At 71.3% G+C, this 11,771-nt stretch carries 12 protein-coding genes; 9 read left to right on the top strand and 3 right to left on the bottom strand.

Translation table 11 applies throughout. The features are described from left to right. Positions 1–243: 243 nt before the first annotated feature. Positions 244–636 (bottom strand): ChaB family protein, encoded by a 393-nt coding sequence (locus OG587_RS25330; protein ID WP_329079445.1) that lies wholly within the window; start codon positions 634–636, stop codon positions 244–246. Between the two features lie 140 nt (positions 637–776). After that, positions 777–1,541, bottom strand: a complete 765-nt coding sequence (locus tag OG587_RS25325) for a hypothetical protein (protein ID WP_329079442.1) — start codon at positions 1,539–1,541, stop codon at positions 777–779. A 248-nt stretch (positions 1,542–1,789) separates the two neighbouring features. On the opposite strand from OG587_RS25325, the gene OG587_RS25320 reads away from it, so the two are divergent. The 5 genes from OG587_RS25320 (at position 1,790) to OG587_RS25300 (ending at position 6,055) form a co-directional block, all read left to right on the top strand. Beyond that, complete coding sequence (locus tag OG587_RS25320; protein WP_329079440.1) at positions 1,790–2,794, top strand: AAA family ATPase; 1,005 nt, start codon at positions 1,790–1,792, stop codon at positions 2,792–2,794. Then, positions 2,791–3,771: a DUF58 domain-containing protein gene (locus OG587_RS25315; protein ID WP_329079438.1), complete on the top strand. Its 981-nt coding sequence runs from the start codon at positions 2,791–2,793 to the stop codon at positions 3,769–3,771. Before OG587_RS25320 ends, OG587_RS25315 begins: the two co-directional genes overlap by 4 nt. Beyond that, a complete protein-coding gene (locus OG587_RS25310; RefSeq protein ID WP_329079437.1) occupies positions 3,768–4,715 on the top strand; it encodes a VWA domain-containing protein in 948 nt (315 codons plus the stop codon). Before OG587_RS25315 ends, OG587_RS25310 begins: the two co-directional genes overlap by 4 nt. A 32-nt stretch (positions 4,716–4,747) precedes the next feature. Then, the gene (locus tag OG587_RS25305; RefSeq protein ID WP_329079435.1) at positions 4,748–5,362 is read left to right on the top strand and encodes a class I SAM-dependent methyltransferase; all 615 of its coding nucleotides are present in this window, start codon (positions 4,748–4,750) and stop codon (positions 5,360–5,362) included. Positions 5,363–5,494: 132 nt separating this feature from the next. Continuing rightward, entirely contained in the window at positions 5,495–6,055 is a 561-nt protein-coding gene (locus tag OG587_RS25300) for a TrmH family RNA methyltransferase (protein WP_329079434.1), read from the top strand. Between the two features lie 13 nt (positions 6,056–6,068). Here the strand turns inward: OG587_RS25300 and qcrB are convergent, their stop codons facing one another. Next, positions 6,069–7,730: a cytochrome bc1 complex cytochrome b subunit gene (gene qcrB / locus OG587_RS25295; RefSeq protein ID WP_329079432.1), complete on the bottom strand. Its 1,662-nt coding sequence runs from the start codon at positions 7,728–7,730 to the stop codon at positions 6,069–6,071. A gap of 326 nt (positions 7,731–8,056) precedes the next feature. Here qcrB and OG587_RS25290 point away from each other — a divergent pair, with 326 nt between their 5' ends. From OG587_RS25290 to OG587_RS25275, 4 genes are all read left to right on the top strand, one after another. Continuing rightward, the gene (locus tag OG587_RS25290) at positions 8,057–8,854 is read left to right on the top strand and encodes a glycerophosphodiester phosphodiesterase (RefSeq protein WP_329079430.1); all 798 of its coding nucleotides are present in this window, start codon (positions 8,057–8,059) and stop codon (positions 8,852–8,854) included. A 55-nt stretch (positions 8,855–8,909) separates the two neighbouring features. Further along, positions 8,910–10,265 carry an MFS transporter gene (locus OG587_RS25285; RefSeq protein ID WP_329079428.1) on the top strand — a complete coding sequence of 452 codons (1,356 nt, stop codon included), beginning with the start codon at positions 8,910–8,912 and terminating at the stop codon, positions 10,263–10,265. 148 nt (positions 10,266–10,413) lie between these two features. Next, positions 10,414–10,758: an RNA polymerase-binding protein RbpA gene (locus OG587_RS25280; RefSeq protein ID WP_089205581.1), complete on the top strand. Its 345-nt coding sequence runs from the start codon at positions 10,414–10,416 to the stop codon at positions 10,756–10,758. Between the two features lie 177 nt (positions 10,759–10,935). After that, positions 10,936–11,763 carry an isocitrate lyase/PEP mutase family protein gene (locus OG587_RS25275; protein WP_329079418.1) on the top strand — a complete coding sequence of 276 codons (828 nt, stop codon included), beginning with the start codon at positions 10,936–10,938 and terminating at the stop codon, positions 11,761–11,763. The last annotated feature ends 8 nt before the right edge of the window (positions 11,764–11,771 follow it).

Raw genomic sequence — 11,771 nt, 5'->3', positions numbered from 1 at the left:
AGGCTTTTTATAGCGATAAGGGAAAGAATCTCCACAAAAAGAGACGGCGATTTACGCATGGCGACGCCCGCCCGGGAACGCACTCCCCGGGCGGGGCATCCGGTGCTCAGAGGCTCAGCGGGCCCTCACCGCGATCCGCCTCACCGGGCTTTCGCCGGCTTCGGCCGGACCTTCGTCCCCGGCCCCGCCTCACCCCGACGGGTCTCGGCTTCCCGTGGCCGGCTTCAGCTCACCCCCGCGGTCTCAGCGGGCCTTCGCCGTGGCCCGCCGGTTCGCCTTCTTGATGGCCGAGACCAGCTCCTCCTTCGACATGGTGGACCGCCCCCTGACGTCCAGGCGCCTGGCCACGTCGTAGAGGTGCTGCTTGGAGGCGTTGGCGTCCACCCCCTCGGCGCTCCCGCCTCCCCCGGGCCCGCCCCGGGCGGCGCGGGCGTCGGACGGGCCCTTGCGGCTCTTCGGCTCCCAGTGGTCGCCGACCTTCTCGAAGGAGTGCTTCAGCGCGGCGAACGCCGTGCGGTGCGCCCGCTCCCCCTCCCCGTAGGTCTCCACCGCGGAGTCATGTGCCTTGATCCACGTCTCCTGCGCCTTCTTCGGCGAACGCCGCAGGGTGGTCGGGATCTCCTCGCGTGCCGGCATGGCGTGGTCACCTCTCCTCTTCGCAGGTCACAACCTCAACGGCCGACATGCCCGCCTGATCGCCGATCATGCCGTCACCTCCCTCGCAGCGTCGGTCGCCTGGATGTGCTTGGGCGGGCGTCCCTGGAGAGCGGGCGTCCCTAGATGGGCTCGCCCTCGTTCTCGTCGCCCTCCTCGGGGCCCGGCGTGCCGGTCCCGCTCTGGCTCGGCGACGGCGACGGGGTGGGCTGGCCGGGCTCGGGTGTCGTCGGGACCGGCGGCGAGGTCGGGACGAACACCGTGGGCGGCAGCGGCCTCGGCGACGGCTCGAAATCGTCCTCCCTGCGCAGCAGGAGCCAGACCATCACGGCCAGCAGCACGAGCAGCACGGTCAGCACGACCCCGGCGATGATCACGGACCGGCGGGTCTCGGTCGGCGGCGGCGCGCCCTTGGGCGGCGGGGGCAGCGCGGGCGAGCGGTCGCCCACCCAGTGCGGCGCGAAGTCGGGGCCGTGCTGCTCGCCGATCAGCGTACCGCTGACCAGCACCGGTTCGAGGAACCGCTCCGCCCCCGCCCTGTCGGGCTCGTACGGTGTGGCCACCCAGGGGGCGCTCCCGCCGTCCATGGCCAGCACCTGCGGGACCGTGTCGGCCACCGCGGTGCGTGCGCGCGTCGCCCTGGCCATCCAGCCCCGTACGCCGGAACGGCTGGCCGTCGCGTCGCGGACCCCGGTGACGAAGCGGTCGCGGGCCGCCGGGTCGAGCGCCGCCCCCCTGGTCAGCACCGCGACCGAGACGGCCCGGCCGTCGGGCGCAAGTCCGAGGTAGACCAGCCCGGCGGGTCCCACGCGCAGGCGGGCCTGCACGACGAAGGGCCCCAGCTGGGGCGGGTCACCGTACTGGAGTGGAGTGGCCACGTCTGACATGAAAGCACACCCGGCCGATCACACCGCGCCCCGCGGGTGACCGGGATCGGGTGCCCGGCGGACCCGCGGCGGGCGGGTGTCCGGGCCCGCGGCCGGTACGCGGGGGCTCACCACGGGCTCGCCACGGGCTCGCGACCGGCACGCGGCGGGCAGGCGACCGGCAGGCGATCGGCAGGCGATCGGCACTGTCAGGAAATACGGAGCGGGCCCGTCGTGCGAGCCGCCATTTCATTTGATGGAATACCGACATGACCGTCGCCGAAGAACTGCCGAGCGAGACCGACACCGGATTGCTGCGCGACGCCCTGACCGAAGTCCGGCGGGTCATCGTCGGGCAGGAGCACATGGTGGAGCGGTTGCTCGTGGCACTCCTCGCTCGGGGCCACTGCCTGCTGGAGGGCGTGCCGGGGGTGGCCAAGACCCTGGCGGCCTCGACTCTGGCCACGGTGGTCGGCGGGCGGTTCGCCCGCATCCAGTTCACGCCCGACCTGGTCCCGAGCGACATCGTGGGGACCCGGGTGTACCACCCCTCCCGCGAGGCCTTCGACGTCGAGCTCGGCCCGGTGTTCGTCAACTTCCTGCTCGCCGACGAGATCAACCGGGCCCCGGCCAAGGTGCAGTCGGCGCTGCTCGAGGTGATGGCCGAGCGGCAGGTGACCCTGGCCGGGGAGACCCACCCGCTGCCGAAGCCGTTCATCGTGCTGGCCACCCAGAACCCGATCGAGTCGGAGGGCGTCTACCCCCTCCCCGAGGTCCAGCGCGACCGGTTCCTGTTCAAGGTCCGCGTCACCCATCCCAGCGCCCACGAGGAGCTGGAGATCCTGCACCGGATGAGCGTGACCCCGCCGACCCCCAGGCCGGTGCTCGACCCAGCGCGGCTGGCCGCGCTGCAGGCCATGGCCGACCAGGTCTCGGTCCACCAGCTCGTCGCCGACTACGTGGTCAGGCTCGTGATGGCCACCCGCTCCCCCGCCGAATACGGCCTGGCCGAGCTGCAGGAGAACATCGAGATCGGCGTCAGCCCCCGGGCCACCCTCGGCCTGGTCGCCGCGGGACGCGGCCTGGCGCTGCTGCGCGGCCGCGACTACCTGCTCCCCGACGACGTGCGCGACGTGGCGGTGGACGTGATGTCCCACCGGCTGATGCTCACCTTCGACGCCCTGGCCGACGGGATCGACCCCGAGGACGTGGTCCGCCAGATCCTCGCCGCGGTACCGCCGCCGCTGGTCGTCTGGAACCAGGGCCCCCGGTGACCGGCCTCAAGGGCGCCGGCGATCTTGACCTGAGCACGGCCGAGCAGGCGTTGCGGCGGCTGGAGCTCACGATCGTCCGGCGCCTGGACGGGCTGCTGCAGGGCGCGCACCAGGGGCTCCTTCCCGGCCCCGGAAGCGAGTTCGGCGACAGCCGGGCCTACGTGCCCGGCGAGGACGACATCCGGCGGATGGACTGGGCGGTGACCGCCCGCACGACCGTCCCGCACGTGCGCGACCTGATCGCCGACCGGGAGCTGGAGACCTGGGCCTTGGCGGACCTGTCGCCCAGCATGGACTTCGGCACCGCCGGCATGGAGAAGCGGGATCTGGTCGTGGCCGCCATCGGGGCGATCGGCTTCCTGTCGGGCCGGATCGGCAACCGCTTCGGCACGTACGTCCTGCACGACGAGTACGTCCACCGGATGCCCGCCAGAAGTGGCCGCCCGGCCCTGTACGGCCTGCTGCACTCGCTGATGGACGCCCCCAGGGGCCGTGCCGTCGCCGGTGCCCCCGACCTGGCCGAGGCGATCGAGATCCTGGCCTCGGCCCGGCGACGGCGCGGCCTGCGAGTGATCGTCTCCGACTTCCTCGACCCCGAGCCCACCCTCGATCCCGGCCTGGAGCTGCCCTGGGAGCGGCCGATCCGCCGGCTGGCCGCCCACCACCAGGTGCTGGCCGTCGAGGTGATCGACCCCCGTGAGCTGGAGCTGCCGCCGGTTGGGCTGGTCAGCATGACCGACCCCGAGACGGGACGGAACCGCCAGATCCAGCTCACGCCCCGGGTCCGCCAGGCGTACGCGGAGGCCGCCGCCGCGCAGCGGATGACCAACCAGGTGGCGCTGCGCCGCTGCGGGGTGGCCCACCTGGTGTTGCGCACCGACCGCGACTGGGTGTTCGACATCGCCCAGTTCGTGCTGCGGCAGCGTCGCATGGCACACCTGACCCATCGGCACCCGAGGTCGGGAGCGACACGGTGACCTTCCTCTCTCCGGTCTGGCTGTGGCTGTTCGCCGCGCTGGCGCTGCTCGTGGCGGGCTACGTGGCCGCCCAGTTCGCCCGGCGCCGCTACGCGCTGCGCTTCACCAACCTGCCCCTGCTGGCGCTGGTGGCCCCCTCGGGGCCCGGCTGGCGGCGGCACGTGGCCCCGCTGCTGTTCCTCGTCATGATGAGCCTGCTGATCGTGGGCGCGGCCCGTCCCGCCGACTCGGTCCGCATCCCCCGCGACCGCGCGACGATCATCATCGCGCTGGACGTCTCGCTGTCGATGGAGGCCGACGACGTCCAGCCGAACCGGATCACCGCGGCCAAGGAGGCCGCCCAGAAGTTCGTCGCGGACCTGCCGGAACGCTTCAACGTCGGACTGGTCGCCTTCGCCCGTTCCGCCTCGGTCGTGATCTCGCCCACCACCGACCACCAGGCGGTCGGCACCTCCCTCGGCAATCTCAGCACCCGGGCGGGCACCGCGATCGGCGAGGCGGTCTTCAGCTCCCTGGAGTCGCTGCGCTCCTTCGACCAGCAGGCGGTGACCGACCCGCCCCCGGCCGCGATCGTGCTGCTGTCCGACGGCGACAACACCTCGGGCCGCTCGGTGGCGGAGGCGATCGAGACGGCGATGAACTCGCGGGTGCCGGTCTCCACGATCGCCTACGGCACCCAGGAGGGAACGGTCTCGATCGACGGCCGCGACGTGAACGTGCCGGTGAACAAGGCCACCCTGCAGACCCTGTCGGACGGCACGGGCGGCCGCGCCTACGAGGCGGAGTCGGGCAGCCAGCTGCGGGAGGTGTACGAGCAGATCGGCACCTCGCTGGGCTACCGGACGGTCAACCAGGAGATCACCCAGTGGTTCGTGGTGGCGGCGATCCTGGCCGGGCTGGTGACCGCCGGGGCGGCCCTGCTGCTGGGGTCGCGGCTGCCCTGAGCCGGTCCCGGCCGTTGGTAACGTTCTACGACGTGGCACATTACTTCGAGGAGCGCCCGGAGACCGCGGGCCGTCCCGGCTCGGTCACGCTCGTGCTCCCCGACCTCCATCTGAGGCTGGAGACCGACAGCGGGGTGTTCTCCGCCGAGCGCGTCGATCAGGGCACCCGCATCCTGCTGGAGAGCGTTCCCCCTCCGCCGCCGGGCGGCGACCTGCTCGACCTGGGCTGCGGTTACGGGCCGATCGCGCTGACGATGGCCTCGCGCGCGCCAGAGGCGACGGTCTGGGCGGTGGACGTCAACCGCAGGTCGGTCGAGCTGTGCGCGAGAAACGCCAGGGCCGCGGCCCTTGACAAAGTAAGGTCGATGCATGTCGACGAGGTCCCGCCGGAGGTGCGGTTCTCCGCCATCTGGTCCAATCCGGCGATCCGCATCGGCAAGGCCGCGATGCACGAGATGCTGACCCGCTGGCTGTCGCGCCTCACCCCGGACGGCGTCGCCCACCTGGTGGTCCAGAAGCACCTCGGCTCCGACTCCCTGCAGCGCTGGCTGAACGAGCGGGGCTGGCCCACCGAGCGCGTGGCCTCCCGCTCCTCGTACCGGGTCCTGCGGGTGGAGGCGCGCCCGGAGGCGGACCCCGCGCGGTGAGCCCCCTGCGGCGGCGCGCACCACGGGCGCCGTGGGCGCTGTAGAACGCCGTGGGCGAGACACGGTCACCGCGAGAAGAACGCGGAACGAACGCGGAACGAGCGAAGGACGACGAGGAACGGTGAACGACCGATGACGGCGAACCCGCGCAGGCAGCTGCGCCCGACCGATGTCAAACGCCTCAACCGCACCTGGCGGAGGAACACCGAGGGGCGGCTGGCTCTGATCCTGGAGTCGGTGACCGGCCCATTCAACATCGGTTCCATCTTCCGCACCGCCGCCGCCTTCGGCGTGGAGCGGATCTGGCTGGCGGGCAACGCCACCCCGCCGACCAATCCCAAGGCGCAGAAGACCGCCCTGGGCACCGACAGGCTGGTGGCCTGGGAGGAGCCGGTCCCCGTCCTGGAGGCCGTACGGGCGGCCAAGGAGGACGGGTACGCGGTGGTCGCGGTGGAACTCACCGGCGACGCGGTGCCGCTGTCCGAGGCCAAGCTGGGCGGGGACGTGTGCCTGGTGGTGGGCAGCGAGGACCACGGGTGCTCCCCCGCGCTGCTGGAGGCCGCCGACGGCGTCTGCTACATCCCGCAGGTCGGCCGGGTCGGCTCGTTCAACGTCGCGGTGGCGGCGGCGATCGCGGTGGCGGAGGCCCGCCGCCAGGAGTGGTCGGGCAAGGTGCCGCCGCCCGGGGAGTGACGGCCCCGGCCGGTCACGGCGGCCTGTTCTCGTCCGTTCCCCGGCCGACGGCCGCGCGCCCCGCACGGTCACGCCCCTCGTGGCCGTCGTGGCCGCCGTGATCCCGGCCGCCGTCGAGCGGGACCTTCTCGCCGCCGTACGCCCTGCTCATCATCGCGCGGAGCCTGCGGAGCGGATGGTGCCTCTCGTGGCGCGACGGGATGCCGTCCTCGGCCGTCCCCTCGATGATCGGGACCGGCTCCTTGCCCCGCACCTGGGCCTCGATGGACTCGAGGGACGGGACGTGGACCTCGATGTACTCCCCTGTGGCCCGGCGCTTGATCACACCGGTCTCCACGCCGTGACCGAGGGCGTCGGCGTCGCGGCGCTGCAGGCCCACGCAGATCCGGTAGGCGACGAAGTACGCCAGGGCCGGGCCGACGAAGATCAGGACCCGGCCGGTTATGATCATCGTGTTGATCGAGAGGTGGAAGAACGCGGCGATCAGGTCGTTGGAGGCCATCAGCCACAGGACACCGTAGAACGTGATCGCCGCCATGCCGATCGCGGTGCGGTGCGGGTTGTTGCGGGGACGGTCCACGACGTGGTGCTCGCGGCGGTCCCCGGTGACCCACTGCTCGACGAACGGGTACAGGATCAGGCCCGTCAGGATGATCCCCATCGGGGCCAGCGCCGGGACCAGCACGCTCATCGGCAGCGTGTGGCCCAGGACGTTGATCTCCCAGGAGGGCATCAGGCGTAGCGCGCCGTCCAGGAACGCCAGGTAGAAGTCGGGCTGGGTGCCCGCCGAGATGTCGGACGGGGTGTAGGGGCCGTACAGCCAGATCGGGTTGATCTGGGCGACGGTGCCCAGCAGCGCGACGACGCCGAAGGTGAACATGAAATAGGCGCCCGACTTGGCCATGAAGGAGGGGTAGGTCGGCGCGCCCACCACGTTGTCGTTGGTGCGGCCCTTGCCCGGCATCTGCGTGTGCTTCAGCACCCACGTCAGGATCAGGTGGGCGGTGATGAGCGCCAGCAGGATGCCCGGGAGGAGCAGGATGTGGATCGAGTAGAACCTCGGGATGATGTCCTCGCCCGGATACTCACCGCCGACCAGGAGGAAGGAGAGCCAGGTGCCGACCAGCGGCAGCGAGAGCAACACGCTCGCGGTGATCCGCAGACCGGCGCCGGAGAGCAGGTCGTCGGGCAGGGAGTAACCGGTCAGGCCCTCGACCAGCGCCAGGGCCAGCAGCAGCACGCCGATCACCCAGTTGAGCTCGCGCGGCTTGCGGTAGGCACCGTTGAAGAACACCCGGAGCATGTGGATCGTCATGCCGCCGATGAACAGCAGGGCGGCCCAGTGGTGCATCTGCCGCATCAGCAGGCCGCCGCGCACGTCGAAGTTGATGTCCAGCGACGAGGCGTACGCCTCGGACATCATGACGCCCTTGAGCGGCGAGTAGCGGCCCCCGTAGGGGACCTCCTCCATGCTGGGATTGAAGAAGAAGGTCAGGAACGTACCGGTCAACAGCAGGATGACGAACGAGTAGAGCGCGATCTCACCCAGCAGGAACGTCCAGTGGTCGGGAAAGATCTTCCGCATGTTCCGTTTGAGGAACTTCGCCGCGCCGAGGCGCTCGTCGAGGAAAACGCCCGCGCCCGCCAGGCGTCCGGGAGTGCTTCCCGTGCTCATGCGCGGCCTCCGTTCTCACGGACCCCGGCCTCGACGTCACCGCGCCCCCGGAAACCGGAAACCGGGCGGAACGGCGAGGTCCGCCGTGGACAACCAGGTATTTCTCATCATCCACGGCGATGGACAGGCCAGGGCAAAGCCCTCCCCCAGGTCCGGCGGCGTTGGATCCGCACCGCCCCCGACGGCCCCGTGGATGTCCCTCAGCGGCCCTCAGCGGCCCTCAGGGCGCCGCCGCGCCCCGCCCCGTCCCCGTTCAGGGCCTTGTGATCCAAACGTTCACCTGCCCGCGATGACGCGCCCGGCCCGCAGGGGGCATACTCCTGCACGTGCAACGCCGTTACGCCTTCCTCGACCATCCCGGTCCGCTGCCCTTCGCGCACCGGGGTGGCGCGGCCGAGGGCAGGGAGAACACCTTCCCCGCCTTCGAGCGGGCTGTCGAGCTCGGTTACACGTACCTGGAGACCGACGCGCACGCCACCGCCGACGGGGTGCTGCTGGCCTTCCACGACCACACCCTGGACCGGGTGACCGACCGCAGGGGCCGGATCGCCGAACTGCCGTACCGGCTGGTGCGCGAGGCGCGGATCGGCGGCGTGGACGAGATCCCGCTGATGGAGGACCTGCTGGGCTCGTGGCCCGAGGCGCGCTTCAACATCGACGTCAAGGAGTCGGCGGCCATCGCGCCGCTCGCCGAGGCGGTCAGGCGGACCGCCTCCCACGACCGGATCTGCCTCACCTCCTTCTCCGAGGAGCGGCTCGCCAGGGCCCGCGCCTCGATCGGCCGCGAGGTGTGCTCCTCGCTCGGCCCGCGCGGCGTGGCGACCCTGCGCGCCGCCGCCACCACCTCCGGGTACGGCCGCCTGCTCGCCCGCCTGGTCCGCGCCGGGGTGCCGTGCGCGCAGGTGCCGGTCGGCTTCCGCGGCCTGCGGGTCACCACGCCCGCCCTGATCCGCACGGCGCACGCGCTCGGCATGCAGATCCACGTGTGGACCGTCAACGACACCGGGGTGATGGAACGCCTGCTCGACCTCGGCGTGGACGGCCTGATGACCGACAACATCTCGGGGCTGCGCGGCGTGCTGGAGTCCCGTGGCCAGTGGTATCCGGGCCGCCTCGCCGTATGAACCACGCCCCTCCCCGTCCCCTCACCCCCGCCCCCCGACAAACCGAGGACCGCCCATGACCTCCGAACAGGTCGTCGAGGACTCCCCCCAGTCCCGACGCCGCGAGCAGCGCGGCTGGTACTTCTACGACTGGGCGAACTCCGCCTTCCCGACCACCATCCTGACGGTCTTCCTCGGCCCGTACCTGACGACGATCGCGGAGACCGCCGCCCAGGGACGCCCGTACGTGGACGTGCTCGGGTTCGACGTGCGGCCCAGCGCCTACTACTCCTTCGTGGTGGGCTGCGCGGCCATCCTGCAGATCGTCCTGATGCCCGTCGTGGGCGCGCTGGCCGACCACACCGGCAGGAAGAAGGAGCTTCTCGGCCTCTTCGCCTACCTCGGCGCCGGGGCCACCGTCTGCTTCTGGTTCGTCGCCGACGGGCGCTACCTGCTGGGCGGCGTGCTGTTCCTGGTGTCCAGCGTCGCCTTCGCCGCCGCGTTCGTGATCTACAACTCGTTCCTACCGGAGATCGCCACGGCGGACGAGCGCGACAAGGTCTCCGCCAGAGGGTGGGGTTTCGGCTATCTCGGCGGCGGCCTGCTGCTCGCCCTCCATCTGGTGCTCTTCCTCTACCACGAGTCCTTCGGCGTCACCGAGGGCGAGGCCGTGCGCATCGCCCTGGCGTCAGCGGGCCTGTGGTGGGGCGGGTTCACGATCATCCCGCTGCTGCGGCTGCGCAACCGGCGGGCGCTCCCCTCGGGCGCCGAGACGACCGTCCAGGCGGTGACCGGCAGCTTCCGCCAGTTGGGCCGCACGATCAGGGAGCTGCGACGCTATCCGCTCACCCTGGGCTTCCTGGTCGCCTATCTCATCTACAACGACGGCGTGCAGACCGTCATCTCCTTCTCGGCCACCTACGCCGACAAGGAGCTCGGCCTGGACCAGGAGGTCCGGATCCAGGCGATCCTGATGGTGCAGTTCGTGGCCTTCTTCGGCGCCCTGCTGCTCGGCCGGCTCGCCGCCTCGTACGGGGCCAAGCGGGTCGTGATGGTCGCGCTGATCGCCTGGATCGCGGTGGTGGCCGTGGCCTACTTCCTGCCCACGGGCGCGAAACTGCCGTTCTTCGCGCTGGCGTTCGCGATCGCGATCGTGATGGGCGGGACACAGGCCCTGTCGCGGTCGCTGTTCTCCCACGTGATCCCGAAGGGCAAGGAGGCGGAGTACTACAGCCTGTACGAGATCAGCGACAAGGGCTCGACGTTCCTCGGCTCGTTCACCCTTGGCCTGGCGCTCCAGCTGACCGACAGCTATCGTCTGGGAATCATCTCTCTGGTGATCTTTTTCGTGCTCGGTTTCGTGCTGCTCGCCCTCATCGACCTGCCCAAGGCCATCAGAGCGGCCGGAAACCAGGTGCCGGAACGCATCTGAGGGCACCTCGAAAAAAGGGTCCTTCGCAGACCGGGTCAAGAACGTGCGATTGGATCACCCTGTCTGTGGGAATCCACACACGGTACCAAGCGTTGTACGCCGTGGGAGACGAACCCCTCACGACGGGGCCCTCAGGAGGCATTCAGACATGGGCGAGCGTGCGCTACGCGGCACCAGACTCGGGGCGACCAGCTACGAGAACGACCGCAACACCGATCTGGCCCCGCGCCAGGAGGTGTCCTACACCTGCCCGAAGGGCCATCGATTCGACGTTCCGCTTGCCGCTGAAGCCGAGATCCCGGCGACCTGGGAGTGCCGCATGTGCGGCGCGACCGCCCTCCGGGTGGACGGCGAGCTGCCGGAGGCCAAGAAGGCCAAGCCCCCGCGAACGCACTGGGACATGCTGCTGGAGCGCCGCACGATCGAGGACCTGGAGGAGGTGCTCAACGAGCGCCTGGCGATTCTACGCGCCCAGCGCCGCAAGAGCGCCTGATCGATTCGGAGAGATGGAGACCCCCGGCCCTGTGAGGTCCGGGGGTCTCCGCCTTCCCGCCCCCCGGTTTTTGGAAGATCGTCCGGCTCCTCCCGAAGGCCGGGAGGGAAGTGGCTCAATTGATTGGCATGGAATTGGCCCTTAAGGTCGGTCCGCTTCCCGCCTAGGGTCGCTCCCATGACCACTTCGACCAGCGCGGACAGCGGCGGCAGCACGTCGACGACGGCCCGCGGGAAGGCCTCGGCGCTGCGGGCGCTGCACGTACCCGGCCGCCCGCTGGTGGTGCCCAACGTCTGGGACGCCGCGTCGGCCCGCGCCGTCGAGGCTGCGGGCTTCCCGGTGATCGCCACCGGCAGCGCCGCGATCGCCCCGGTGCTCGGCTACGACGACGGCGAGGGGACGCCGGTCGAGGAGATGCTGGCCGCGATCGCCAGGATCGGCCGCTCGGTCGGCCTGCCCGTCACCGCCGACATGGAGCGCGGCTACGGGCTGGAGCCCGCGGAGTTGGTCGAGCGGCTCGTCGCGGCGGGGGCGTCCGGCTGCAACCTGGAGGACTCCGACCCCCGTACGGGCGCGATGGCCGACGTCGACGAGCAGGCCGCCCTCCTCGGCGCCGTCAGGGCCGCCGCGGCCGGCACGGGCGTGGACCTGGTGATCAACGCCCGGATCGACACCTACATCCACGGCACGGGGAACGCCGCGGAGCGGCTGGCCGAGTCGGTGCGGCGGGGCCGCCGCTATCTGGAGGCGGGCGCCGACTGCGTCTATCCGATCTTCGCGGCCGAGGCGGGGGCCGTCCGCGCGCTGACCGAGGGTATCGACGGGCCGGTCAACATCCTGTTCCGCCCCGGCACGCCGTCACTCGGCGAACTGGCGGCCCTCGGGGTGGCCCGCGTGAGTTTCGGCCACGGCCTGCACGAGGCCGTGCGGGCGTACGCGGCCCGGATGCTCGCGGCGATCCGGAACGGCGAGAGCCCCTATCCTCCCGGGCTTCCCGCCCCCTGACCCCGTCG

The sequence above is a fragment of the Streptosporangium sp. NBC_01469 genome (assembly GCF_036227305.1).
Classification (GTDB): domain Bacteria; phylum Actinomycetota; class Actinomycetes; order Streptosporangiales; family Streptosporangiaceae; genus Streptosporangium.
The sequence above is the reverse complement of the archived record's forward strand: the minus strand, read 5'-3'. Positions and strand labels throughout refer to the sequence as shown.

Bases quoted from the DNA above. Each gene is read 5' to 3' on its own strand.
- OG587_RS25280 (WP_089205581.1), top strand. From the start codon at position 10,414: ATGGGCGAGCGTGCGCTACGCGGCACCAGACTCGGGGCGACCAGCTAC.
- OG587_RS25275 (WP_329079418.1), top strand. From the start codon at position 10,936: ATGACCACTTCGACCAGCGCGGACAGCGGCGGCAGCACGTCGACGACG.
- OG587_RS25285 (WP_329079428.1), top strand. From the start codon at position 8,910: ATGACCTCCGAACAGGTCGTCGAGGACTCCCCCCAGTCCCGACGCCGC.
- OG587_RS25330 (WP_329079445.1), bottom strand. From the start codon at position 636: ATGCCGGCACGCGAGGAGATCCCGACCACCCTGCGGCGTTCGCCGAAG.
- OG587_RS25320 (WP_329079440.1), top strand. From the start codon at position 1,790: ATGACCGTCGCCGAAGAACTGCCGAGCGAGACCGACACCGGATTGCTG.
- OG587_RS25325 (WP_329079442.1), bottom strand. From the start codon at position 1,541: ATGTCAGACGTGGCCACTCCACTCCAGTACGGTGACCCGCCCCAGCTG.
- qcrB (WP_329079432.1), bottom strand. From the start codon at position 7,730: ATGAGCACGGGAAGCACTCCCGGACGCCTGGCGGGCGCGGGCGTTTTC.
- OG587_RS25300 (WP_329079434.1), top strand. From the start codon at position 5,495: ATGACGGCGAACCCGCGCAGGCAGCTGCGCCCGACCGATGTCAAACGC.